The organism is Paraburkholderia acidiphila (assembly GCF_009789655.1).
Taxonomy (GTDB): Bacteria; Pseudomonadota; Gammaproteobacteria; order Burkholderiales; family Burkholderiaceae; genus Paraburkholderia; species Paraburkholderia acidiphila.
On the sequence record NZ_CP046911.1, the window covers coordinates 604,599 to 630,241 of the forward strand.

Genomic DNA, 25,643 nt, shown 5'->3' on the forward strand with positions numbered 1-25,643 from the left:
GATCAGCGCTCCAGGGCGGCGACGAGCGACGCCGAATCGGAGACCGTGCCGAACACGCCTCCTTGCATCAGCACCATGTTGAGCGCCGCGTCGTGATTGCTTTTGTCGGTTGCCCCGCAGCAGTCTGCGAGCACGGTGCATTCGAAGCCGCGGTCATTCGCCTCGCGCATGGTCGTGTGCACGCACACGTCGGTTGTGATGCCGGTGAGCACGAGGTTGGCAATGCCGCGCGTGTGCAGGATCAGCTCCAGGTCCGTTGCGCAGAACGAGCCCTTGCCGGGCTTGTCGATGACGATCTCGCCGGGCTGCGGCGCCAGCTCGTCGATGATCTCCCAGCCCGGCTCCCCGCGCACGAGAATGCGGCCGCATGGTCCGATGTCGCCGATTCCCACGCCATCTGTGCCCGCGCGGCGGCTGCGCCAGCGCTTGTTCGCGGGCAGATCGGACAGGTCCGGGCGATGCCCTTCGCGCGTATGGATGATCGTGAAGCCGAGTTCGCGCATGAGCCTCAAAACGCGCTTGATCGGCTCGATCGGGGCGCGGGTCAGCGAGAGGTCGTAGCCCATCTTGTCGACGTAACCGCCGTAGCCGCAAAAGTCGGTCTGCATGTCGATGATGACGAGCGCCGTGTTGTCCGGGCGCAGGTCGCCGTTGTAGGGCCACGGGTAAGGGCGCGCTTCGATGTACTGAGTCATTTTCGTTCTCCGGGCGCGCGCTTTCGGGCGCACGCGATTCTCGATTCGGTCGGCGGTTCAGGTGGCGTTCACGCTTAGCGTGTGAGGCTCAGTTCGCCCGGTGCGCCCGCCAGTGTGCGGTCGGGTCTGCAGTTGACGATCATGAGCGCGAGCGTGAGCACGTAAGGCGTGGCGTTGAAGAGGTAGTAGCCGCTCGTCACGCCGATCGCCTGCAGGGCCGGGCCGAGCGCGCCGGCGGCGCCGAACAGCAGCGCGGCCCAGAGACAGCGCAGCGGCTGCCAGCGCGCGAAGATCACCAGCGCGACGGCCATGAGGCCCTGGCCGCTCGACAGTCCCTCGTTCCAGCTGCCGGGATAGACGAGCGAGAGATAGGCACCGCCCACGCCCGCGAAGAGGCCGCCCACGGCCGTCGCGATTACGCGTACGCGCGTGACCGGATAGCCCATGGCACGGGCGCTCTCGGCGTTCTCGCCCACGAGCCGCAGCGTCATACCCCAGCGCATCGAGCGCAGGCCCCACTGCAGGGCGAGCGCGAGCACGACGCCGATCAGGAAGAGCAGGTTGATGTGCAGCGCGTTGTGCACCTGCGGCGAGGCGGCCCACGCGCCGAGATCGATCGACGGCAGCATCGGTGCCTGCGGCTCGATGAACGGCTTGCCGAGATAGAAGGCGAGGCCGGTGCCGAACAGCATGAGCGCGATGCCGAATGCGATATCGGAGACACGCGGCAGCGAGCAGACGAGACCGTGCAGGCAGCCGAGCACGAGACCCGCTGCCGCCGCCGCGAGCACGCCGATCCACGGCGACCCCGAGAGATACGAACCTGCATACCCGCACATGGCGCCGGAGACGAGAATCCCTTCGAGGCCGAGATTCACGCGTCCGCCTTTCTCGGTCAGGCACTCGCCGAGGCTCACGAACAGATACGGCGTGCTCACGCGGATGGCGCCCGCGAATAACGAGAGCAGCAACACCGCGGCGGGCGAATGGAGGCTAGACATGATGAGTACGCTCCAGCGAGACTGAAGAGGCATCGAGCGCGGCGGCCTGCAGCTTCACGCGCCAGGCGGCGAGGCGCGGCGCGAGCGCCTCCCACGCGAGCAGATTGGCGAACAGCAGGCCCTGCAGCACGAGCGTGGCGGCGTCGGGCAGATCGAGGCGGCGTTGCAGCAGACTGCCGCTCGCCTCGATGCCGCCGACCATCAGCGCGCAGACGATCACGGCGAACGGGTTCTGGCGCGCCGCGAACGCAACCAGGATGCCTGCATAGCCGTAGCCCGAGAGCAGGGACGCATTCGCGCTGCCCTGTACGGCGGCCACTTCGAACATCCCGGCAAGTCCAGCCGATGCCCCACCGAGCGCGCAGGCGGTGAGCGCGAGCCCGCCCACGGGCAGACCAACGAGGCGCGCGGCGCGCACGTTGCCGCCCGTTATGCGCATCGCAAAGCCGAGCGTGCTGTGACGCACGAGCACCCAGGCGGCGAGACACGCGAGTGCGCCCCAGAAGAGCCCCCAGTGCACATCGAGACCCGGCAGCGAGCCGATGGTCATGGTGTCGGGGATGGGAAGCGTCGACGGCTTATTGAGGCTCGCGGGATCGCGCAGCGGCCCTTCGACCAGAAACTTGAAGACGGCGATGGCGATATACGACATCAGCAGGCTGCTGATGGTCTCGTTGACGCCGCGCCATTGACGCATCGCGCCTACGGCACTGATCCACAAACCGCCCGCGAGCATCCCGGCGATGGCCATCAAGGGCGTGGCAATGAACCAGGGCGTCGCGTGCGGCAGGCATGGCGGCACGACAGCCGCTGCGAGCCCGCCGAGCGCGAGTGCCCCTTCGCCGCCAATCACGATCAGGCCGACCTGGGCGGGCAGCGCGACGCACAGGGCAGTCAGCATGAGCGGCGCGGCGCGCAGCAAGGTGTTCTGCCATGCGAACGACGATCCGAAAGCGCCCTGGCCGATGAGGCCAAGGGCCTCGACGGCTGGCTGCCCCTGGACGAGCAGGAACACGCCGAATAGCGCCAGCGTGGCGGCGATCGCGCACAGCGTCGGCAACGCAGGCAATCCGGCAAGCAGCAGACGAGCAACACCTGCGGGCAGTCTGCGCGGCCGCCCATGAACCGGCGAAAGGGAAGTGGACATCACAACTCCTGGTGAGGACGCAAACGCACGCAAACGCGCCTCAAATCTGGCCAACCACGCCGGCAACCAGATAGTTCATGCTCTCGAGCGCGATATCGGTCTGCGCGTAGCTCGTGCCGGATGCTATGGCGCTACCGCCCTTGTTGTCCTTCATCGGCCCCTTGAAGATCACGTAGTCGCCCGCGACCATCTTCGCCTTGATTGCGTCGGCATTCGTGCGGGCATCGGGCGTCACCTTCACCCCATACGGCGACATCTTCACGAAGCCTTCGCGCAGGCCGCCACGCAGGATATTGGGCTGCGGCTTGCCCGTCTGCGCGTTGGCGACGAGCAGCTTGTACGGCGTTGCCCAGTCCCATTCGGCGCCGGTCAGATAGCCCTTCGGCGCGAGCGCCGCCTGGCTTGCGTGATAACCGCAGCTCATCGCGCCACGCTTTTCCGCAGTCTCGATCACGACCTTCGGGCCATCCACGTGGCACGTGAGGACATCGCAGCCCTGATCGACGAGGCTGTTCGCGGCTTCGGCTTCTTTCACCGGCATCGACCAGTCGCCCGTGAAAATCACATGCGTGGTGATCGACGGATCGACCGATTGCGCGCCCAGCGTGAACGAGTTGATATTGCGCAGGACCTGCGGAATCGGCTTGGCCGCGACGAAGCCGAGCTTCTTCGTTTTGCTCGCGTGGCCCGCCACGACGCCGTTCAGATACTGGCATTCGTCGATGTAGCCAAAATAGCTCGAGATGTTGGCCGGATTGCCGCTCTTCCAGAGGCCGCCGCAGTGTGCGAAGCGAACCTTCGGGTATTTGGCGGCCATCTTCAGCACATGCGGATCGAAATAACCGAACGAGGTCGCGAAGATGAGCGTCGCGCCGTCCTGTTCGATCATCGCTTCCATCGTCTTTTGCGCGGCGACGGTCTCGGGCACGTTCTCTTCCTCGACGATCTTCACGTTCGCCAGCTTCTTGATGACGGCTGCCGCCTGCGCCTGGGCCTGGTTGTAGCCGTAGTCGCCGCGCGAGCCGACGTAGATCACGCCGACCGTGAGCGGTTCGGCGGCGAAGGCGAGATCGAACGGCAAGGCGCTGCCGAGGGCAAGGGCGCCCGCACCCTTGAGAAAATCACGTCGTTTTGTCATGGTTGGACTCCTCACGAATTTCATTCGTTAAATTTAGATATGCCTATCAAGCTGGACTTCGTGCCTGCACCGCAGTGGCGAGCCATGCACGCCAGCCACCGAATTCGGTGATGTCGCGTGCGCCACTTCCCGGCGCGACAGCCGCAGGCTCGCAGATGAAGCCTTTGACAATCAACCCGTCGCTCGTCTGCACGCTGCCGATGCCAAGCGGCGCCGGCACGCGGGCGACAAACGTGCCGAAGGTGCGCAGCGGCACTTCCCAAAGTTCGATTTCGATGGGCCGGCCGGGCTCGTCCGGCGTACGCACCAGCGCGGGCTTGGCCGGTGTCGTGCCGGCGAGCGCGTAGAGGCGGTACTGCGACGCGGTGCGGGTCGTCTGGACGAACCGCGCGCCCGCCTCGAGCATTTGCCAGCAGAGCGGCTGCCCGCGCAGATGCGCACCGACGACGGCGAGCGTCACCGTTGGCTCTTCGAACGGCAGGGGTTTCGCGGCGATGCTGGCTGCGTCGTCGGCCGCGGCGACCGCCGTGAAGAGCGCCTGGATTTGCGCACCGAGGACGGCGAGCCGCTGGTCGCCGCCGGCGGGGGCGATGAGCGTGACGCCTGCAGGCAGGCCATCCGCCCGACGCACGCCCGGCACGGCCAGCGCACAAAGGTCGAGCAGATTCACGAAGTTGGTGTACACGCCGAGCTGGCTGTTCGCGCCGATCGGGTCCGCCTGCACATCGTCGAAGCTCGGATGGGTCGGCGTGGTCGGCACGACGAGGACATCGATCTCTTCGAACATGGCCTCGACTTCGCTGCGTAACGCGGCGAGTGCGTATTGGCCATTGAACGCATCGACGGCGCTGTAGCGGTCGGCTTTGGCAATGACCTCGGCGACAACGGGATCGATATCGGCGCGATGCGCCTCGAAGAACGACCCGAGCGCCGCCCGCCGCTCCGCCACCCAGGGACCGTCGTAGAGGAGAGCCGCCGTGCGCTGCATGGGTTCGAACGGCACGTGTACCGGCGTCAGCTCAAGGCGCGTGGCAATCGTGTCGAGCGTAGTAGCAAACGCTTGCTGGGCCTGCGTGTCGCTGAAGAATGTCAATGGCCGCGGCACCGCGAGGCGCAGCGCTGCATGGGGTAGCCCAAGCGATGGCACGCGGCGCGCGTAGCCATCGTGCCCGTCGTACTTCGCCATCTGCAACAAGACTTCCCAGGCGTCGCCGACGTCGTGCGAGAAGATCGATAGACAGTCGAGGCTTCGGCACGCGGGCACCACCCCGCGCTTGCTCACGAGGCCGGGCGTTGGCTTCAGACCCACGAGTTCGTTGAAGCCCGCGGGGACACGCCCCGAACCCGCGGTGTCCGTGCCAAGTGCAAACGCGACGAGCCCGGCTGCGACCGCGACCGCCGAACCCGAACTCGATCCGCCGGAGACGTAGGCATCGGATTCGAACTGGCGCACCCGGCCGTAGGGCGAGCGCGTGCCGACGAGGCCCGTCGCGAACTGGTCGAGATTCGTCTTGCCGACGAGGATGGCGCCCGCATCGAGCAGCCGGTCGACTGCAAAGGCCGACGTGCGGGGCGTATAGGCGAAGGCGTCGCAGGCCGCAGTGGTCGGCATACCGGCGACGTCGATGTTGTCCTTCACGGCGAACGGTACGCCGAAGAGCGGCATCCGCTCGAAGACCGCAGCGCCGAGGCGCGCGTACGCGGCTTCGAGTTCGGCAACGCGGCGGGCGAGGTCGCCCTCGCTCACCCGCGACAACCAGACTTCCGGACGCCCGGAGGCCGCGATACGGGCGATCAACGTCTCGACGACTTCGCGAGGCGTGGTGCTTTTACGGGCATAGGAGTCGAGCAGGGCACGAACTCTGAAACGGGCGTCTGTAGACATGAGTCCAATCTTGAATACAAGTTTGAACTCAAGTTAGCAGCAACTATGCCATCGACCCGGTTGTCGCCTGAGACGCTTGCAGGACAGGGGTTTCAGGGGGAAGGGGCGGGCGAGCGAGGCGCGTGCCCTGAATCAGCCCTGGTCCGGAATGGGTCGCAAATGGGCCCGCGCTGGTGCACGCATCCCGAACATCGTGCAGGACCTTGCAAGGAACCTGCGACCCGGCTTGCCCCGCGCGCTAGTCGTTATCGGCGTTCACGCGCGGCCGTGTCGCTCCAGCAACACTGCCGGTGTCCCGCGAGTCGGCTCGGCGGTCTTGATTTCGTTGTGAATGGGCGCTTTCCGAACCGTGCCCCAACGCCACCGAAACCCGCGTCAAGATCGCGACCGGCATGGCGAATGCGATGGCAATATTTGTGCTGTGGTGCGTAAACACTAGGTGATCTGGCGAGTGTCCCCAGGAATTCAGCGCTCCCAATGCGTCGAGGATGCCCAGATACTGTTCATAGTGTTTGACCGCCACAGACTCCGAAATCGCGCAACCGAACGTCGCTACCCAAAGGCGCTTCGTGACATCCGCGCCGAGTGAACGAAGTGCGTTCGAAATGACCAGCGCGCCTTTACTGTGACCAAGCAGAGTATTGATCGCCGGGGCACGCTCCAGTATTGAATGCAGCACGTCAGAGGCTGGGTTGCCCGTGATGAACTCAGGCGCCCCGGTTGTTGCCTCCTTATGGGCGGGTGCCGAAATGAGCAGGTTGCGTCCAATCTTCGCTGTCTCGGGGACCGTGTTCGCCATGATCGTTTGCGCGAGCGAGCCGAGCCAATCCTGTACACCGAAGCCGAACCACCCACCCAACGCTTGCTCCAGCATATCTGCGAGCCCGTAACCCGGGACAATCGCCGCCACGCGCTGGCCGAGCGCCATGGAGGCATTCCACGCGAAGGCCGCGGAACCAAGCGCTGAACTCCCGACTCCGGTAATCGTGACAGTCTTGACATCCTGGCCGTCTGAGTTTGCCCATTCGATGAACTCAACAACGCTGTCGAACCGCTGTACGAATGGGGCCTTGGTGCTATCGACGACAAGGATGCAGCCCTCTGGATTCGACAGCGCGTCAAGATCCAGGCTAGTGAAACCGCGCAGCGAAAACGGTCCGAACTGGTTGAATTGAGTTGGCGTGGGCGACGTCTGAGTGCTGACTACTTCACCGCGCCAGAGCAGTTCACACAAGAGCACGCCAACGTCGTAAAAGAGGGCGTCGATCGCAGTGTTGGCTAGTCTCAGGACACGAAGCGCCGGTGCGACGAACGGTCGAGGCAATTCGAACACAGCCAGACCCTCAGGCATCGTGGACGGTTCGCGCATATGCGCCTCCGCTTGCTCGGAAAACGAAAATCTGGGTACGAAAGTCTGCAACCCATACCAAAACCGTTGCGTGCGCCCATGCTGATGCGCTGCACCATTGCAAGAAGGCTAGCAGTTCATCGACTGCTCGCTACCGATGGGCGCGCCGAAATGTGCGCTAACGCACATAGTTCAACGATGAAAATGCGCCGCAGGCAGGGGGGCGTCGTTGAGGTCGATGGGAGACGATCTGTAGCGGGTTGCTACGCATTGCACCGTTGTCAATACCAAATCATTAGTAAGGCACCCTTAGCGTTTCGACAGTCGATGATCCTCATGGTGGTGCACCATGCTCCGCAAGTTGTGCAACGTCAGACAGCGCCATGTTCGCGAACCAGACCGGAATTGATGATCTCCACCATACGATGGAGGCGCCAGCCGAGGGGATGGGCTAGAGTCCCCAAGAAGCGCCGCGATCTGACGGTCGACGCCGGCGGGCGTTTTAGATGTTCTCGAACGCAAGCATTCGCTTCCATCGTCCGTCGAACCTTTCCTGAAAGGAGAAAGCGATGGCACACGATATCGAGGGACTGGAACGAGACATGAAAGCGCTTCAAAAGATGTTGGTCGACCTTGGCGGGCACAAGCATTTTGACGAATTCATGTTGTCAGTACGCAAACCTGGATTTACGACCAAGAGAGATGAGTACTTTGTCAGGGCATCGATCTCCACGCTGCATAAACACGTGAAATTCATTGCCGAGCAACTCGACAGCCTGTTAGCAGGTACGCGGCTCATTCTCGAAGGCAGCGGTAGCGAGGATTCCTGAGAAGCTGAAATGCACCGCAGTGGGGATCGACGACGCCCCCCATTTTGCCTTTCGTGTCATTCGACAGCGGCTATCGGGTGTCCCAGAGGTGAAAATGGTGCCGAACAGGCGATAGACTGTTGCCGCCAATACTCAAAGAACCTGGTCGCTAGTGGAAAACAAACGCCCGGCATGGCCGGGCGTTGCCTTTGATTGGCGGGATTGACAGCGCTGGAGCCCGGAGTGACCGGCAGACAGGTCCCACCCCGCTTTCACGGTAACGACAGGGTCATACAGGCCTCACACGCGTGAAGAAAATGAAGCCAGAATTTGTCCGGTACACGTAAATCGATCGTGATGTTCGATTGTGTCAGTGCGGTCAATGAGTGGTTGTATAAAATCATATAGAGTCCTTAGTAATTCTCACGTTGTCGTGTTGACATTGCATGTGCGATCGACTTTACTGAATCCATTCGCTTCGCCACGGAGCGCGGGCGGCACGTACGATCGTGCGTCGACCCGTTCAGACCACGCCGCATTCGGCCCATAACGACAACGAAAATCACGGTCACACGCGAGCAGGAATGCACGACAGCGGAAACAATCTCCGCTGCCTTTCGGCTTCCACGCTCCAATTTCAGAAGGAGTGATGCAATGGCTACATCCAAAGACGATCCCGGGGAAAACGGTGACGAAAAAAAATCCTCATCCAGACAGAATTTCGTTAATAAAGTTGTCAAGGATCCGAGTCAGCCGCCGGACGCGCTGCTGCTCTTCGGCTTCGTCGGCAAATCATCGGAGGCGAATCATCTTCGACTGTATTTCAATGCGCAACTGAGCGACTACGTCGACATACCCACCGACGCGGTGCTTCATGAGGAGGACGCGAGCGGGCCGGATGCGCCGCTGGGCGGAACCTATCTGTGGATCAACCGGGACGCGCAACTCGTTCATGGTCCAATGGGCGGCGCCCGGCGCAAAGCGCGCTTCCTCGAAGGACGAATGCAGCAGGACTTCGCCGCGCAACAAGGGGCGGCGAATGCGCCCGTTCCAGCCGCGCCGCTCACGGTGGTAACGTGCCCAGGGCCGTGCCCAATCGTGACTCAGCCGCCTCAGATCTGCGGAATCACACACATTCCGCCCTGTCCGCACACGATCGCGCCACCGTGCGTAGTTGTGACTCATCTGGCTCCGGCCTGCGGACTCACGCACATTCCGCCCTGTCCGCCTACGGTCCCGCCACCGTGCCCGGTCGTGACTCATCTGCCTCAGGTCTGCGGATTCACGCACGTGCCGCCCTGTCCGCACACGATCGCGCCACCGTGCCTGCATCCGACGCTTGCCTGTCCTACGCACGCTTGCCCGACGTTGGCTGGCTGTCCAACGCATGTTTGCCCGACGCTGATTGCTTGTCCAACGCACGTTTGCCCGACGCTGGCTGCTTGTCCTACGCACGTCTGTCCGACGCTGATTGCCTGTCCAACGCACGTTTGCCCGACGCTGCCTGCCTGTCCTACGCACCTTTGTCCGACCATAGGCGGGTGTCCTACTATAGGTGGGTGTCCGACGGTCGCATGTGGCGGTGGCGCCGGCGGTCCCGGCGGCGTCTTCTGACGCAGCCTGGCATTCGACGAAAACAGCGAGCATCGTCGATCTACTGGTGAACCATCATGCAATTGAGCACGCGGAACGTGGCCCATTTTCTGATCGAGAGGTGCCTGCTCGATCGCGATTCGTTAGTGAACGAAAAACTGGTCATTGCCGATGTCTCGCGTCGTCACCGCAACCTGAAGGTGCTTCGGGAAAACGCACCGGGTTTTTTCGTCAAACAAACCATGCACTGGGATGCGCAAAGCATCGGCTTTCTGAAACACGAGGCGGCTTGTTACTGGCTTGCTCAAAACGATCGCGCATTTGCGCCGCTTGCCGGTCTGATTCCCAATTTTCGCGGTTATGACGCGAACAGTAACGCGCTGATCGTCGATTTGCTTCCGGGCGCTGAAAACCTCTCCGAATATCATTTGCGCGTTCGGACGTTCCCGCTCGATGTGGCGAGCATGCTCGGGCAAGCGCTTGGTCGCTATCATCGTCATAAGATCGAACCGGGAAATGCGGTCGGCACGACGTTTCCCAAAGCGACGCCGTGGATTCTGTCGTTTCACGAAGCGAAGGAATTCACGGCGGCAGCGATTGGCCCGGCGAACACCCATATGCTGACGATCCTGCAGCGGTACCCTGAATTCGTCGAGCTGCTGACGGAACTGAGAAGTCAGTGGCGCATCGACAGTCTCATTCACGGCGATATCAAATGGGACAACTGCATGCTCTACGAGTCGGACGGCACGCGCAAGATTGTGATTGTCGACTGGGAGCTCGCGGATCAGGGCGACGCAGCGTGGGACGTTGGCGCGGTGTTTCAGGCGTATCTGCTGACGTGGCTTGGCTCCATGCCGGATGGCTCGCCCGCGTCCGCGCAGCAACTCGTCGAGTCGGCGGGTATTCAGCTGGAGACAATGCAACCGGCGATCGGCGCGTTCTGGAACGCGTATGTGACCGAAGCGCGCTTCGACACATCGACCGAGCGTGAGCGGCTCGATCGCAGTCTGCGCTATGGCGCGGCACGCCTCATTCAGACCGCCTACGAGTACCTGAATAACATGCCGCAATTGACAGCCGCCGTTATCCGCCTGCTTCAGGTGAGCTTCAACATTCTGTCGAACCCGGATGAGGCGCGGTGCGATTTGCTCGGACTGTCATGAGCGCGTCCAACAGCGATCAGCAACACGATCGGGATCTGACGATGCTCGTCAGCATGGTCGAGTTCACTTCGTCGGGCGCGTTCACGATTGCCGGGCGCAACTTCGACATCGCCCCGGACGGCATGCCGCCTGGTTCAGGAACGCGACTTCAGCCTGTCGTCGCCGCGTTGCGCGATGCGATCTATCAGCAGGCCTTCACGCGCCGCTTCGACGGTTCGTTCGCCGCCCAGAGTCCACTCGTGCCGGATCAGCGCTTCATCGCCGCGCTGTCGAGCGCCAACGCGGGACGCGAGCGTTGGGATACCGGCTGGCGCATCGTCGAAACGTTGACTTCGGGCCAGCTCGCGGCGCAGAAGGACGGCATTACGAAGCTGTTGTGGCCCGGCGAATTCATCTCGGCCGACGGGGCGGCTCCGGTGCGCGCGGGAAGCCTCGTCACTGTGTATTGCCCGCGCGAGTCGTGGGCAATACAGCCGTCGTTCTATTTCGCGTTCGGTGAGTCGATCGCCGATCATCCGGACGATGTCTGCCTCTCGCGCTTTTACTGGAACACGACGGCCCACGCGGCGCCACGCCTGATCGCGGAGGCCACTGCCGCGCTGAATCGTTTTCAGGTGCCGTTTCGGTTGAAGTGCATGGCTATGCCGGCCGGTTACGAGCGCCTCGACGCGGCCGTGCTCTACGTGCCACGACGCATGACGTGTTCCGTCGCGCACATGCTCGTCGACGTTCACGAGCGCTGCCTGCCGGGACTTGACGCGGGCGTTCCGCTTTTCACGCGGCAACTGGCGCATGGCCTCAGCTTCGCGGAAGATCCCGGCAACGGCGAGAGCTTCGGCATCAACCGGTCGCGCCTGGTGGCCGAGGCCGTGTGGCAGGCGCATGAACAAGGTTTGACGCGAGAAGGCGAGCGGCTTGACGAGATTCACCGTCGATTCCGCGCCGAAGGACTCGATTATGCCCGCGCCCATTTGGGCGCGGATACGCACGAGGATTATGCGTTTCCCTCTTTCTCCCGATGACGATGACACAGGCTGACTTTCTGAATACGGCGAACGCAATCGGTGCGCGGCTCTGCCGCGACGCCGTCTGGTCCCGTGAACGCTGCAACTGGCTCGGCGATTCGATGGAGCATCTCGACGGACGATGGCAAGTCGTTCACCGTAACTGCGGGCCTGAGTTATACAGCGGCACGAGCGGAATCGCACTGTTGATGGCGCGGCTCTATGCCATCACCGGAGACAGTGTGTTTCGCGCGACCGCGCAAGCCGCCGCGCATCATGCGTTCGCGCATCGCACAGACGTTGCGCCGTCGACTCAAGCGTCGTTCTACAGCGGGTGGACGGGCATTGGTTACGCGCTGCTCTCGGTCGGCGAGATTATCGGTTGCGAACAGCTCGTCGAGCAGGGCATCGCGACGTTGCAGGCCTTGCGCGACGTCGAAGCGCCCACGCAGGACGCAGACGTGACGGCCGGCTGCGCGGGTGCGATCCCGCTTCTGCTTCAGCTAGGCCACCGGTCTGACCTGCCGTTTGCGCGCGAAACCGCGATCCGGTACGGCGAACATCTCATCGACATCGCGCAGCGCAGCGAACGAGGGTGGTCGTGGCCGCTTTCCCGCGAGGCGGGCCATGCGGGCCTGACGGGCTTTTCGCATGGCTCGGCGGGTTTCGGCTGGGCGCTGCTGGAACTCCATGAAGTCAGCGGCGAGGACCGCTTTCGGCAAGCAGCGGAAAGCGCTTTCGCATATGAACGCAGCAGCTTCGACGCGCAGCATCAGAACTGGCCCGATCTGCGCGCGCTATCCGATCCGTCGATGAATACGGACGGACGCCCTGTGTTCATGCATGCGTGGTGTCATGGCGCGCCCGGCATCGGGCTATCGCGACTACGCGCGTTCGAACTGACGCGCGACGAACGATATCGGGATGAAGCGCGGGCGGCGCTCACGTCTACGGCCGCGGCGATCGAATACAGCCTGAAATCTCAAGGTGACAATTACTCGATGTGTCATGGCCTCGCGGGCAACGCGGACATCCTCGCGACGGGAGGCCGCGCGCTCGGCGACGCGCACTTCGCGTCGCTTGCGGAAGAGGTCGGGCAGGCTGGCCTCGAGCGCTACGAGCAAGCCAGAAATGCCTGGCCCTGTGGCGTGCTGGGTGGCGGCGAAACACCGGGTTTAATGCTTGGACTTGCCGGCATCGCTTATTTCTATTTGAGGCTTGCGGACAACGCCGTTCCCTCGGTCCTTCTAATCTCGGATGGACAGCGCCAGGGTCACTTCTCCCACTGGACATGTGATCACTGATTCTTTATGTAAGCACGTCGATACAGAATCGTCCAGGCCGTCAGTCCGGCATAAGTCCCATATCTGACCAACGTGGAGAGTCGATCGACGTCGTGATCCGTAACGTACCCGACGATACCGACCCGGATCGCGTTTTCGGCTACGAGGCCGATTCCCCAAACGACTGTCATGAGCCGGATCGATCTTGCGAGTGCCGGGCGCGCGAGCCACATCTCGTCGAATTCCCGTTCGCGTCCCTCGCGCTCTCGCGCCAGTGTCGATCTCGCGAGATAGAACACGAGTGGGCGCTTGACCAGCAAAGACAGGAGAAAAAGCACGCCAATGAAACCGCCTACCAGTGGTTCACGTGCTTCGCGCAACCATCGACCGGCAGGGGAAGTCAGCAAAGCCAGCGACAGGGCAACGCTCGCAAGCACGATTGCGCTCAAGGCGTCGAAGTGCCTGAAACGTGCGAAATCGAACGTGATCCAGGCCAGCAACGGTACGCCCGACGCCATCAGCGCGCTGGCTATCCCCCAGTTGGGAAGTGCCACGCGGTAAGCCAATGCAGGCAACGCCACGTTGACGACGAATGCCAGAACGTACCGGGCAGAGGGGATCATCTTGGGCGCGTGGAATTTGGCGAGGGCCGATATCGGCGCGAAACGAACGTCCGGATCTCGGAGGCACGATACCACCGACCGGGCGTTCCTGGCCGCACCGCGTCGGTCGTTCGAGGCGCGGGGCGAGGGCACGCGCCGGCAGGGAAAGAGGGTATTCGGGCCTTGTCGCGGGCCGATCGAAGATGACAAATCGGTAATCCGCGCGTCACTTTTCGGCAAGCAGGGCTATGGAGAATTGAAGTTCCATAAACGCTGCGCGGTACAAACATCATGATGTTTTTTCGTACCAGAATCGCGACAGTTTTCGCGACCGTTGTGGCGCTCCTCGTTGTGCTCGGCGCTGCAGGTTTGGCCTTCATGTACTCCGGGGTGTATGACGTCTCGGCAAGCGCCAGAGACAACCCGATCGTGGCGAAACTGCTGCATGGAACATACGAGGCCTCGTTGCATCGGCATGCTGGATCCGATGTCGCGCCTGGCGACTTGCTGTCGCTTGAAAACATTCGTTCAGGCGCGCGAATGTATGACGCCAGCTGTGCGCTCTGCCATGGTGCGCCTGACCGGCCACTGAGCGCCGTTGGACAGGGTATTCAGCCCGCCGCGCCCTCGCTTCTGTCTGCGAGCCGCCGAAACAAGCCCGCGCTGATGTTCTGGACGATCAAGCATGGCGTGAACATGACGGCTATGCCTTCGTTCGGGAAAACGCAGCCGGATGACGCGATCTGGCAAGTCGCGGCGTTCATTTACGCCGAACGCGGAATATCAAAGGATAAATACGCACTGCTCGTACACGGCAACGCCCAAACCGGCAGCGCGGCCGTCTCTTCCCAGAGGCAAATGTCAGCGGCCGATAAAAACTGAGGAAGCTGTTCCGGTTTGCACGCCCGCGTGGCGCAATGTCTTTCCTGGGTCTAATCCATGTTGCGCGTTGTCATCGCTCTTCTGTTTGCAGCGCAGTTGACCGCCTGTTCAACAGAACCATCCACCCACTCAGTGGTGCGCGAGCCGACTGCGCGCAGCGAGGTCGTCGATTATGCGGGCCAGGTATGCGGCGACCAGAGCATGCATATAAAAATGCCTGTATGCCTTTTTCCTCGAGTGATCACGCAATTGCCCGTGGGGCGTTCACAATCAGGGATCCTGAGCGCCCGTTGAAGCGGTCTCCTGGTTGCAGCCACTGCCGTCGCGATCAAATGGCGGAATACTGCGGCACGGTAAATTGAACCGCCGCGCCGCGCGGCGAGCATTCGCTGGCCCACAGCCGTCCGCCATGCGCGTCGATGATCGAGCGACAAATTGAAAGCCCCATGCCGAGCCCCGTCTCCTTCGTGGTGTAGAACGCGTTGAACGCGTTTTCGGCATTCGGGCCAAAGCCTGGGCCCGAGTCGCGCACGCTCACGATCACGCAGGCATCGTCGGCCTCGCCGGTGCTGATCTGCACGTGCCGTGCTCCATCGAGGCCGCTCATCGCCTCCAGCGCATTGACGATCAGGTTGAGCAGCACCTGCTGCAGTTCCACACGGTCGCCTTCGATCACCGGCAAATCTTCCGCGAGTTGCAATGCTATCTGGGCGCCGCTCTTTCTTGCTTCTCCCTGGGCCAGTTCGGCGATCTCACGGATTGCCTCGTTGAGGCTCACCGGCTCCTTTTTCCGTGGCGCCTTTCTGATCAGTTGCCGCAGCCGCCAAAGCACGTCCCCGGCACGGTTGGCGTCCCTGACAATCCCGCCGAGCGCAAGGCCGACCTCGGTCAGATTGGCAGGCTCGCGATTCAGCCATCGCAATGCGGCCTCGGCATAGCTCACCGTCGCCGCAATGGGCTGACTGACTTCATGAGCAATCGAGGCCGCGAGTTGGCCCATGGTCGCAACACGGTTCGCATGCGCGAGTTCGGCCTGTATCTCGCGATACCGCTCTTCGCTCTCGCGGATTCTCATTTCCGCCTGCTTCTGCCCGGTCAGATCGAGAACGTAGGCCACGCCCTGGTTCGGCTGTTCTTCGAATGCCGCGCCGGCGATGAGGACGGGTACGCGGCTGCCGTCTTTCCTGAAGAACTCCTTTTCGCAGGGCTGCAACGCGCCGGTGGCCTCAAGCTCTTCTAACTCGCGTGGAACGCGCGCTTGCCATTCGGGAGGCGTCATGTCGTACCAGCGAAGCCCGGCCTCCAGGTCCTCGCGCGCGTACTGGCACATGTGGAGGAATGAGTCGTTGGCGTCGATGAGTCGTCCGTCCAGGCCCCAGATGAAGATCCCGATGAGATTGGCGTCGACAAGGCGTCGGATTTTCGCTTCGCGTTGCGCGACGTCGCGATACAAACGGGCGTTCTCGAGCGAAATCGCAGCCTGCGAGGCCACCAGTTTCAGCACGGCGATCCGGGCGGCGCCGAACACGCGGGCAGTGAGATGGTTTTCGAGGTACAGCGCCCCCATGAGCTTGGCGCCGTTCATCAGCGGCAGGCACAGAATGGAGCGTGCGCGATGCTCGCGCACATAGGGATCGGCATCGGCCATGGGATCCGTTGCGGCGTCGTCCAGAAAGAGGTTTTCGCGCGTACGCAGGACATGGTTGAGGATCGATTCCGGCAACAGCGCAGCCGTGACCGGCACGTCGGACTGCTGCACGCGAACTCCGTCGCTGGCGATAGTGGCTTGTGCGGCGATGCGGCGATCGTCCCCATCGGAGAGGATCAGCAGACCTCGTTGCGCGCCCGCCTGTTCGATGGCCGTGCGCATGACCATCTCGATCAGCCTTTCCAGGTGAATCTCGCCCGACGCCGCCTGCAGTACCTTGATTACCGTCGCCAGTTCGAGGTGCTCGATGGGCGCCGCCATCGTATTTGTCGGTCCAGGCACGGTCTCTTCGCTGCGCAGGTAGCGATACTTTTCCTCGAGCTGCCGCACCTTTGCGTTGGCGCCCCAGCGTAGATAGCCATAGTGCGCGTCCTGCATGTACACACGGGCAATCTTCTGAAGACCTCGGGCTGCATAGAAGCGCGACGCGAGTTCGTTGGCCGTTGCTTCGACGTGCGCGAATCCGCTTGCCTTTGCCGTTTCGATTGCCTGCTCGTAGAGCATCTCGGCGTCGACCACGCGGCCCGCGATACGGGCGATCTCGGCACCGGCCAGAGCGGCATGGCTTGCGAAGTTCGCCGGGCATAGTATCGCCCAGATGCCAAGCTGATCGTGCCGGGCAGTCAGTGCTTCGAGGTGCCGAGGCAGTTCGCCGGCCGCGATGGAGTCGCACCCGGCAGCCTGCGCCAGCGCGGCATAGAGATAGTATTCGGCCGCCTCGTTGTGGACGTACGAGGTGGTCCAGAGGAGCCCTTGTGCGTTCGACGCAGCCGCCATGGCTGCCTCATAATCGCCAGATAGATAGCATTCCTGCAGTTTCCGGAGCCAGTACCATCTTGTGTTTGTCACAGCGGTTTGGGACCGGCCGTGTTCGGTGCGCGGCTTGTCGAACTGCACGTCGTCGACGTTGCCGGATACGGGCGGCAAGCCCCGGAGGGTTCGGATCAACGCGAGCTTCTCTTCGATAAAGTCGACGGTGATGCCGAACTGCAGCTTCTTCGCGTGCGCCAGGCAGGATTCGACTTCTCGTTGCACGTCGGGCAGCGGGTCGCCGATGAGAAGCAGCGTCTGCACGAGGTGGGCGTACGCGACCGCACCGTACGTCAGGTCGCCGGTGCGGTGCGCCGTGTCGAAAATGCAGCGTAGCTGGTCAATGCAGGCCCGCACGGGTTCCACCCAGCGTGCGACATAAAGCGAGTAGCACAGGTAAGTGCGGGTTTCATATCGTTCGAGCCCGCGCTCTTCCACGAGTTTGCAGGCGAGCCGGCCGAATTGAAAGCCGATCTCGTAGTCGCCGAAAAGCAGTGTGGAAAACCTGGGCAAACGGGCGTAGGCCACGCATGAGGCATCGGCGTTGCCATGCTCGAGACTGAGATTGATTGCCTTGCACAGCGTCAGGCAGGCGAGGTTCGCATCGGTGTCGATCGCAGGCAGGACGAGGGTGGTCAGCACCTCGATGGTTGCGAGGGCGAACGCGTCGTCCATTGGCGGCAGATCGATGAGTTCATCGATGCTCCGCTCGCCGAGCAGTGAAGTGATGCGCTCGTATTCGCCGCGCACCGTCGTCTCATCCGGATGGGGTGACCACGCGATGCCCGCGTGACGAAGAAAGGCGAGGCCAACTGCGATCGCGGTGTCGGTCTGGCGCAGAATGACGTAGACCTCGATCTGCCGGCACGCGACCTGGGCGCGCTCGGTCGGGGTCGCGGCACGGCCTGCCAGGGCCGCGAGTCGCGCTTCGGCGGCCAGCAGTTGCCCCGTCTGGATTTCACATTCGGCCCGATTCAGCGCCAGCGCGAACAGCAGATCATGCCGGCTGCGCCAGCAATCGTCGGCCAGTAGCGCCGCGCCGGTGGTGAAATAGGCGAGCGCCGAGGTGTAGGCCGTCGACGCCCTGGCGCGCTGACCAGCGCGCAGATTGAGTTCGGCCAGTTGCTCGCGTTCATCCTGGCCGTCGATCAGCGCGGCTCCGCGATTGAGTTGCCCCACGATCTCGAAGATCGCTTCCTCGCGCTTTTCCTGCGGCGTCTGCGCGATGAGCAGGCGGCCGATGCGCAGATGGGCATCGGCGCGCGATGCCTCCGGGGTCAGCGAATAGGCGGCCTGATGGACCCGGTCGTGAACGAAGGCGTAAGCGCTTTCCAGCCGCACGGCCAGTTCCTGGCGAACCGCCTCCCACAACACGGTGTGAACCTGCGCCTCCTGCATGCCGAGCACGGCAGAGAGGGTCGCGATATCCGCGACGTTCCCGAGGCAGGCAAGCTGCTGCAGCGCGTGCTGCGTTGCGCACGGCAGGCGGGTCAGCTTGCCGGCCATCAGGTCGACGATGTTGTCGGTGTAGCCCCTCGCATCGATCCGCCCGGTATCCCAGCGCCACTGCCGCGCATCATGATCGAAGGTCAGGAGATCGCCTTCGGCCAGCGCATGCAGGAACTGGATCACGAAGAACGGATTGCCGCCCGTCTTGTCGCGTACGAGGTGCGCCAGGGGCGCGACCGATTCGGGCGCACAATGAAGCGCGTCGGCGATCAGACGCCCGACATGCGCGCGGTTGAGCGGCGCGAGCCGGATTTCCTCTACCTTTGCGCCCGCGTTGCGTACGGCCTGAAGCCTGATGGTCAGCGCATGGGTGGCATCCACCTCGTTGTCGCGATAGGCGCCAATCACCATCAGATAGCGCAGGTCCGGCTGGCACAGCATATCCGCGAGCAGGTCCAGTGTCGCTGCGTCGAGCCACTGCAGGTCGTCGAGAAAAAGCGCCAGCGGATGCTCGGCCTGGGCGAATACGCCGATGAAGCGCCGGAACACCTGCAGGAAGCGCTGTTTCGCGTGCTGGGGTTCAAGTGTCGGGACGGGGGGCGGCTCGCCGATGATGAGTTTCAGCTCGGGAATCAGGTCGCTCATGAGCGCCGCGTTCGGCGACAGCGCCTCGAGCAATGCTGCGCGCCAGTTTGCCAGCTCCGCGCCGGACTTGCCCAGCAGCATGCGCACCAGGCCCTGGAATGCCTGCACAAGCGTCGCATAGGGAATATCGCGCTTGTACTGGTCGAACTTGCCGGACGCAAACAATCCGCGCGGCGGCACGAGGATCTTGTGCAGTTCATTGACCACCGACGATTTGCCGATGCCCGAATAACCGGAGACGAGCACCAGTTCCGGAGTCCCGCTTTCGAGAATGCGGGCGAACGTGGCGACGAGGGAATCGACTTCGCGCTCGCGCCCGTAAAGCCGCTCGGGAATCATCAGCCGTGCGGGGGCGCCGTGTTCGTCCAGCGCGAAGTCGTCGATCTGGCGGTGGCGCTGCCAGTCGGCGAGGCAACGCCGCAGATCGTGCTCGAGACCGGCGGCGCTCTGGTAGCGCTCCTCGGCAGTCTTCGCGAGCAGTTTCATGACGATGCGCGAGACGACTGCGGGGACGGCGTCCACCCGTGCGTGGGGTGGCAACGGCGTTCGTGCGATATGGCAGTGCAGCCATTCCATGGCGTCGCTGGCGGCGAATGGCAGGGCGCCCGTGAGCATCTGGTAGAACGTGACGCCGAGCGAATACAGATCGCTGCGCGAGTCGACCGAGCGATTCATCCGGCCAGTCTGCTCGGGCGCCATATAGGCGAGCGTTCCGGCGATGGTTTCGGGGGGCTCCGGTGCATGCCGCTCGCGCGGCAGGCGAGAGGTCAGGCCAAATCCGGCGAGCCGTGGCCGCCCATCGGCGCAATGCACGAAGATGTGTGCGGGTTTGAGATCCTTGTGGACGAAGCCCCGCTCATGAAGCTTGCCGAGCGCGGCGGCAATGCCAATCGCGACCTCCAGGCATTGCCCGGTCTCGAGCGGCGCACCAAGCAGCCGTGCGAGCGGTTCGCCGCCCGGGTCCTCGAACGACAACAAGGCCCGGCCGCCTTCGCGCACCAGCCGCAGCGGGCGCACCGCCCATTCGCTATCGAGCTCGTCTCTGAGCCCGAACTCGCGCGCAAGGCGATCGAGACTGGCGGGCAACGGCTGTTCAGCGGCGAGCCGCGCATGCAATACAGGCTGGCCTGCAGGCGCCGAGGACGGTTCCCTCCAGAAGATACGTTCCCCGTCGTCCCACAATATATTGACTCTATTATCCATCTACGCCGCAATGAGATTATCTATTGCGGCAAGCATACACGTTCTTCGTTGCGGTGAAATGCGTGATGGAAATGGCTGCACGCGCAACGAATTGCGATCGAATGGGAATGGCTCCTCTACGGTTTGCCATCGGCCAAACGAAGGGGTAAAAATAGCTACACTCGCGACGCCAGGAGTCTGATGCCGGCAATTCCAAACACTACGGCCAGGCTTCCTTCCAGGGCGCGACGGGTCCGCACGTACATCCTGCGGGCCGAGTCAGTCGAAAACAGAACGGCATAACCGCCGAACACGACACATCCAATCGCCGCACAGCCTGCTATTAGCGCGATATGAGCGGTTCCCGTGCGGTTCGACGATAGCGCAACAATTGAAACCCACACAAGGATCGCTTTGGGATTGGTGAGATGGAGCATCGCTCCACGGGAGTAGATGCTCGCCAATGCCGGTGTTCGATCCACCTTCAAAGCGGATGCTGCCGCTGGCGTAAGCGCATTGCGTCCGGATTTGAAGGCCAGCCACAAGAGATATAGCCCCCCAAAAATCTTGACTGCAATGACGTTGCCATTTTTTTTGATCGCGGTCGAAAAATCGGGGCGACGTTCGAGTGTAAGAGAATTCATCGCCCATGATACATTTAAAAATGAAGCGAAGTTTTTTGTTCCCGTTCGCTAAACCCTAAAGCAACGGCTATGCGCTCGAACTTTCCGCAAACCTTGGTCGTGTTGTGTTTTTCCGATTAAGCGGCGGGTGGCGCTGCCAAGCGCGGCTTCTTATCCACGTGGAAGCTGCAGACACTCCGTGTCGAACCAATGGTCGACCACGCGCTGCGCCGCCTCAAGATCCTCGGGATAGTAGGGGTCGTTCCATGGTGACGGGTTATAGCCTGCTTTTCTGAGAGCCGCGAGTTCGCTCTTGTGTTGTGCCATCGTCGCAGGCGCACTGCGCCTGAGCGAGGCCAGGTCGCGGCACTCCGTTGAGCTCAAGTGAGGCCTGCTTTGTGGCATGCCGGGGGCGGTACACCCAGTCAGCAGGAGCGCCAACGCAGTCAGCGTCGGGCGGATTTTCGAGCGGTTTTCCATAGCGCATCTCCACGCGTGTGATTGGCGCAACGCTCGCGGTGCGACGCTTCCGGTCGCGCGTGACTTCCGCATTCACGCGTTCACCCAGCAACGGACTTTACACGTTGTTACCGTCGCGCAGCGCACGTCTGTGCGGGCTTTCCGTATACTCCGGCGCAATCGTTTACCTCTTTACGCTTGCTGTGCCCGGCGCGGCGGCAATGCGAACCACACTGTGATGCCCATGTTCTCTACCAGGTCCGTCCTCACCGCCGCGCTTGTCGCTGCAGCAAGTCTCTCGTTGTCGGCATGCGTTGCTCCGGGATATACGCCGTACGGCGCGCAGCAAGGCTACCAGGCCCAGTACAGCCAGCCTGCCTATGCACAACCGGGCACCGTGCAGCAACCCGCCTATGCGCCGCCGCCCGCGCCGCAACAGCCGTACGACACACAAAGCAACGGCCAGTACGGTGCGCAGTACAACCCGCAATACGGCAACCAATATGGCACGCAGTACGGCACGATCTCGAGAATCCAGCCGTTGAGCAGCGCCACGGGGGCTTCGGGCATTGCCGGGACCGTGGTCGGGGCACTGGTTGGCGGCGTACTCGGCAATCAGGTCGGTGGCGGCCACGGTCGCGACGCCGCGACCGTCATCGGCGCGCTGGGCGGAGCGTATGCGGGCAACCAGATCGGCCAGCAGATGGGCCAGCCCGCAGGCTTCCAGATCGATGTGCAGCTGAGCGACGGCTCCACCCGTGCGTTCAACGTGCCGACGCCCGGCGACCTGCGACCGGGCGACCGTGTGCAGGTCAACGGCAGCCAGCTTGCGCGCTACTGATTTCGCTCGTCACGCAGGGTCGTCACTCACGCAGCGAAATCCGTCGACGTCGAAAGATCCTTCCACGTTTCCATTTCCTGCGTCACATAAGCGTTTTTTGCAGCGATGGCGGCCAGTGTGTCTGTACCGAGCGGCAGGCGCAGCGGCGGATTAGCCGCGTCGACGAGCGTGATCAATGCGGCCGCAAGCTTTGTCGGGTCGCCGGGCTGGTTGTGATTCATCTGCACGGCCTTGCGGCGAACCGCGCCCGAGGTTTCGTCGTAGTCGTCGATGACGTCGGGCGCCACGACCAGCGAGGACGCGTCGAGAAAGTCCGTGCGGAAATAGCCCGGCTCGACGACGGTCGCGTGAATGCCCAGCGGTTTCAGTTCGGCATGCATGGCTTCCGTAATGCCTTCGACGGCGAATTTCGTCGACGAGTACACGCCGAAGCCGGCCGCGGCCCGATAGCCGCCAATCGATGAGATATTGATCACGTGCCCCGAGCGGTTTGCGCGCATCGTCGGTAACACGGCACGCGTGACGTTCAGCAGTCCGAATACATTCGTGTCGTACATGCGGCGCACGTCCTTGTCGGCGGATTCTTCCACCGCCCCCAGCAGACCGAAGCCGGCGTTGTTCACCAGTACATCGACGCGGCCGAATTTTTCAACCGCCAATTGCACCGCCTGTTTTGCCTGGGCCTCGTTGGTCACGTCGAGCGCCACCGGCAGCAACGCAGCCGATTCGCCGAGGCGCTCAACGATAGCCTGGACGTTGCGCCCGGCGGCTACGACCGCGTTGCCGTCCGCGAGCGCTGCTTCGGCAATCAATGCACCAATGCCTCGCGAAGCGCCGGTGATGAACCATACGCGTTTGAAGCCGCCTTGTTGAGCGTCAGCCATGATGTCTCTCCTACGTGTGTGATGAAGTGATGCCATGGTAAGCGTGACGATTGACACGAACTAGCCGTATATTGCTGGAGTGATAATCAACGTTTGTTTGCGAATCAGGGATCCCGGAAATGAACGAAATTCGTGCGATCACCACTTTCGTCCGGGCCGCGGCGCTTGGCAGCCTGCGTGGCGCGGCGGTCGATCAAGGCATCTCGCCGCAGGCCGCAAGCCACGCGGTCATGCAACTGGAGAAGGAACTGGGCGTGCGGCTCTTTCATCGGACCACGCGCAAGCTGAGCCTGACCGAGGAGGGCCAGCGGCTCCTCAACAGCGTGGAGCCGGCGCTCGCCATTCTGTCGTCAGCGCTCGACGAGGCCCGGCGCTCGAAAGAGGACGTGGCCGGCATGCTGCGCGTGAGCGCGCCGCGTGCATTCGGGCTTCCGGTGCTGTGGCCGTACTTCGAGGAATTCCAGAAACGTTATCAGAACGTGCAGCTCGAAGTGCAATTCGACGATCAATTCACGGATCTCGTGACCGACCGCTCGGACGTGGGATTTCGCGGTGGACCGCCGCCTTCGGGCGGCTCGATCGCACGGCGGCTGGTGCCGATTCAGCTGATCGTGTGTGCGTCGCCGGACTATATCGAGCGCCACGGCGCGCCGCGCACGATCGAAGAACTCGCTCAGCATCGCTGCACGGGATACCGCCGCGCCAACACGGGCAAGCTTGCGCAGTGGCAGTTCCGCGTTGGCGACGAAATCGTCTATCGCGACGTGCCCGCCGCCATTTGCGTGAACGATACGGAACTGGAAACGCAGGCTGTGCTGTCGGGGCTCGGCATCGGGCAGCTGGGTAGCTTCAACGCCACGACGCATATCCGAAGCGGTCGACTTATTCCGCTATTGATGGAGCACGCCACCGAATATGGCACGATCTACATCTACTATAAACACCGGACCGAACAATCGCTGCGCGTGAAGACGTTCATCGACTTCATGGTTGAGCGCATGGCCGGCAACCGGAACTTTTTCCTCGATGCGTCCGAGCTTGGCGCTACGCAGCAGCCTCAGCAGAAGCGTGCTGCGAAGCGACGTGGATAGCCGCCAGGCATTGCACCGCTCGAACACGCTCGAACAGGCAAGGTTTCCTGGCGTCTTCTATCGTTAGCCCTCGTGTGCGAAGGCGCCTGCCGCGCGAACCTTGGGCGGGCGGTCGCGCAACAGGAGCGGCGTCAATCGGCGGTTGGCTGTCTGCGCCGCCCACTCGCAATACGCGGCGCTGCCGAGCACCCAGCCCTTGAGCGTGGACTGCATCAGATTGTCGACTTCACGCTCATCGAGTGGCTGTGCGCCCAGATCGCGGTATGACTCGTAGCGCTCGAACGGCGTATTGCCGAGCGCCCGGTAGAGCGGATGCTCCTTGATGAAGCGATCGACGCGCTGTCCGATGTGGTGCGAGTAGCTCGACCACGCGTAGTTTCCCGGCTCGGCCACGAGGCCGTTGCGCACCGGCGCATGATCGATGACCTGACTCGCGAGCAGGAAATAGCGCTCGGGCTCGATCACGGTTGCGTGGTACCCGCCACGCCACACCATACCGCGGCGTCCGTGGCGGCGGTTGAAGGCATCGACATAGCGACGGCTGACCGCCTGCATCGCCATGGCCACGCTCGACTCGTATGAAGGCGTGACGAGAAACTGGACCGCGTCAGGCATGAGGACCCACGCGTGGACTGCCAGATCGGCGACGCGCGCTGCGTCCGCCAGGCAGGCGAGAAAGTAAAGGTAGTCTCCTTCGTCGAGAAAGGCGGGCCCTGTGAGCCCCTGCAAGATAACGTGCTGCGGTTGTTCTGGGACGTAGTGCCGTGCGAGCCGTGTCATGCTGAATTAACCGGAGATCCGATAGGAGAAAGCGATCCGATGGGTATCGGGCGCTCGGGCGTTGTGTAACGTGAATACACACTGAAATTCTATGAGCCGCGAGCGCGCGCCTGCGTCGCGAACAAGCCTTTTTTCTGGCCTCACTTCGTTGATTTGACGATGGCAAACAACGCATTTTTATGCCGCCGCTGAATAGCGGCGAGGCGTCACGTGTTGCCGGTGGGAACGATCCCCTTTGCCTCGACCATCAGGATCACCGTTTTCTCGGGCGCTCGCGGGCGATGCAGCAGACCTTTGTGCACGACAAAGGCTTGTCCCGGACTCAGATCCACGACGCGATCCTGAAGATCGATCAGAAAGCGTCCGCTTACGACATAGAAGAATTCGTCCTCTGCGTCATGTTTATGCCAGTGATATTCACCCTGTACGACGCCCAGCCGAACCACTGACTGGTTCACCTCGCAGAGCGTCTGGTTGTACCAGGGATGGCTGTTTGCCACCACGAGGGCGGGAATGTCGATGATCTCGCCGAAGGCGTAGAGGACGTTAATACGGGTCAGATACGGAAAGGCTTCGGGGCTCACATGGATCTCCATGAACGCGGGTTCGTGTCGAACA

At 62.6% G+C, this 25,643-nt stretch carries 19 protein-coding genes and 1 pseudogene; 7 read left to right on the forward strand and 13 right to left on the reverse strand.

Translation table 11 applies throughout. The features are described 5' to 3' along the window. Positions 1-2: 2 nt before the first annotated feature. The 6 genes from biuH to FAZ97_RS26995 all read right to left on the reverse strand — a co-directional run bounded on the left by biuH (position 3) and on the right by FAZ97_RS26995 (position 7,235). Positions 3-695, reverse strand: a complete 693-nt coding sequence (gene biuH, locus FAZ97_RS26970; RefSeq protein WP_158761624.1) for a biuret amidohydrolase — start codon at positions 693-695, stop codon at positions 3-5. Between the two features lie 74 nt (positions 696-769). Then, positions 770-1,696, reverse strand: a complete 927-nt coding sequence (locus FAZ97_RS26975; RefSeq protein ID WP_158761626.1) for an ABC transporter permease — start codon at positions 1,694-1,696, stop codon at positions 770-772. Continuing rightward, positions 1,689-2,843 (reverse strand): ABC transporter permease, encoded by a 1,155-nt coding sequence (locus FAZ97_RS26980; protein ID WP_158761628.1) that lies wholly within the window; start codon positions 2,841-2,843, stop codon positions 1,689-1,691. Before FAZ97_RS26980 ends, FAZ97_RS26975 begins: the two co-directional genes overlap by 8 nt. A 40-nt stretch (positions 2,844-2,883) precedes the next feature. Next, positions 2,884-3,981 (reverse strand): BMP family ABC transporter substrate-binding protein, encoded by a 1,098-nt coding sequence (locus tag FAZ97_RS26985; protein ID WP_158761630.1) that lies wholly within the window; start codon positions 3,979-3,981, stop codon positions 2,884-2,886. A 46-nt stretch (positions 3,982-4,027) separates the two neighbouring features. Continuing rightward, positions 4,028-5,866 carry an allophanate hydrolase gene (gene atzF / locus FAZ97_RS26990; protein WP_158761632.1) on the reverse strand — a complete coding sequence of 613 codons (1,839 nt, stop codon included), beginning with the start codon at positions 5,864-5,866 and terminating at the stop codon, positions 4,028-4,030. Between the two features lie 238 nt (positions 5,867-6,104). Then, positions 6,105-7,235, reverse strand: a complete 1,131-nt coding sequence (locus FAZ97_RS26995; RefSeq protein ID WP_158761634.1) for a hypothetical protein — start codon at positions 7,233-7,235, stop codon at positions 6,105-6,107. A gap of 548 nt (positions 7,236-7,783) precedes the next feature. On the opposite strand from FAZ97_RS26995, the gene FAZ97_RS27000 reads away from it, so the two are divergent. From FAZ97_RS27000 to FAZ97_RS27015, 4 genes are all read left to right on the forward strand, one after another. Beyond that, positions 7,784-8,044: a hypothetical protein gene (locus FAZ97_RS27000; RefSeq protein WP_158761636.1), complete on the forward strand. Its 261-nt coding sequence runs from the start codon at positions 7,784-7,786 to the stop codon at positions 8,042-8,044. 1,649 nt (positions 8,045-9,693) lie between these two features. Next, entirely contained in the window at positions 9,694-10,782 is a 1,089-nt protein-coding gene (locus tag FAZ97_RS27005) for a phosphotransferase (RefSeq protein WP_158761638.1), read from the forward strand. Further along, a complete protein-coding gene (locus FAZ97_RS27010; RefSeq protein ID WP_158761639.1) occupies positions 10,779-11,804 on the forward strand; it encodes a T3SS effector HopA1 family protein in 1,026 nt (341 codons plus the stop codon). The genes FAZ97_RS27005 and FAZ97_RS27010 overlap by 4 nt, the downstream gene beginning before the upstream one ends. A gap of 2 nt (positions 11,805-11,806) precedes the next feature. Further along, on the forward strand, positions 11,807-13,090 hold the full coding sequence (locus FAZ97_RS27015; protein WP_158761641.1) for a lanthionine synthetase LanC family protein: 1,284 nt from the start codon (positions 11,807-11,809) through the stop codon (positions 13,088-13,090). Here FAZ97_RS27015 and FAZ97_RS27020 read toward each other — a convergent pair. Beyond that, on the reverse strand, positions 13,084-13,692 hold the full coding sequence (locus tag FAZ97_RS27020; protein ID WP_158761643.1) for a VC0807 family protein: 609 nt from the start codon (positions 13,690-13,692) through the stop codon (positions 13,084-13,086). The genes FAZ97_RS27015 and FAZ97_RS27020 overlap by 7 nt on opposite strands. A 270-nt stretch (positions 13,693-13,962) precedes the next feature. On the opposite strand from FAZ97_RS27020, the gene FAZ97_RS27025 reads away from it, so the two are divergent. Continuing rightward, positions 13,963-14,553, forward strand: a complete 591-nt coding sequence (locus tag FAZ97_RS27025) for a c-type cytochrome (protein WP_158761645.1) — start codon at positions 13,963-13,965, stop codon at positions 14,551-14,553. A 328-nt stretch (positions 14,554-14,881) separates the two neighbouring features. On the opposite strand, the gene FAZ97_RS27030 is transcribed toward FAZ97_RS27025, so the two are convergent. From FAZ97_RS27030 to FAZ97_RS27040, 3 genes and pseudogenes are all read right to left on the reverse strand, one after another. Continuing rightward, entirely contained in the window at positions 14,882-20,368 is a 5,487-nt protein-coding gene (locus FAZ97_RS27030; RefSeq protein WP_158761647.1) for a trifunctional serine/threonine-protein kinase/ATP-binding protein/sensor histidine kinase, read from the reverse strand. A 155-nt stretch (positions 20,369-20,523) separates the two neighbouring features. Then, positions 20,524-20,928: pseudogene (locus FAZ97_RS27035) on the reverse strand (LysE family translocator); the annotation flags it as partial. Between the two features lie 213 nt (positions 20,929-21,141). After that, positions 21,142-21,450 (reverse strand): DUF4148 domain-containing protein, encoded by a 309-nt coding sequence (locus FAZ97_RS27040; protein ID WP_158761650.1) that lies wholly within the window; start codon positions 21,448-21,450, stop codon positions 21,142-21,144. A 214-nt stretch (positions 21,451-21,664) separates the two neighbouring features. Between FAZ97_RS27040 and FAZ97_RS27045 the strand changes: the two genes are divergently transcribed. Further along, positions 21,665-22,270 (forward strand): outer membrane lipoprotein, encoded by a 606-nt coding sequence (locus tag FAZ97_RS27045; RefSeq protein ID WP_158761652.1) that lies wholly within the window; start codon positions 21,665-21,667, stop codon positions 22,268-22,270. Positions 22,271-22,296: 26 nt separating this feature from the next. On the opposite strand, the gene FAZ97_RS27050 is transcribed toward FAZ97_RS27045, so the two are convergent. Continuing rightward, positions 22,297-23,154 carry an oxidoreductase gene (locus FAZ97_RS27050; RefSeq protein WP_158761654.1) on the reverse strand — a complete coding sequence of 286 codons (858 nt, stop codon included), beginning with the start codon at positions 23,152-23,154 and terminating at the stop codon, positions 22,297-22,299. Positions 23,155-23,273: 119 nt separating this feature from the next. Between FAZ97_RS27050 and FAZ97_RS27055 the strand changes: the two genes are divergently transcribed. Beyond that, the gene (locus FAZ97_RS27055; RefSeq protein WP_158761655.1) at positions 23,274-24,245 is read left to right on the forward strand and encodes a LysR family transcriptional regulator; all 972 of its coding nucleotides are present in this window, start codon (positions 23,274-23,276) and stop codon (positions 24,243-24,245) included. Between the two features lie 63 nt (positions 24,246-24,308). Here the strand turns inward: FAZ97_RS27055 and FAZ97_RS27060 are convergent, their stop codons facing one another. Both FAZ97_RS27060 and FAZ97_RS27065 read right to left on the reverse strand, forming a co-directional pair. Then, complete coding sequence (locus FAZ97_RS27060; protein ID WP_158761657.1) at positions 24,309-25,025, reverse strand: transposase; 717 nt, start codon at positions 25,023-25,025, stop codon at positions 24,309-24,311. A gap of 206 nt (positions 25,026-25,231) precedes the next feature. After that, positions 25,232-25,621 carry a cupin domain-containing protein gene (locus tag FAZ97_RS27065; protein WP_158761659.1) on the reverse strand — a complete coding sequence of 130 codons (390 nt, stop codon included), beginning with the start codon at positions 25,619-25,621 and terminating at the stop codon, positions 25,232-25,234. Positions 25,622-25,643 lie beyond the last annotated feature (22 nt).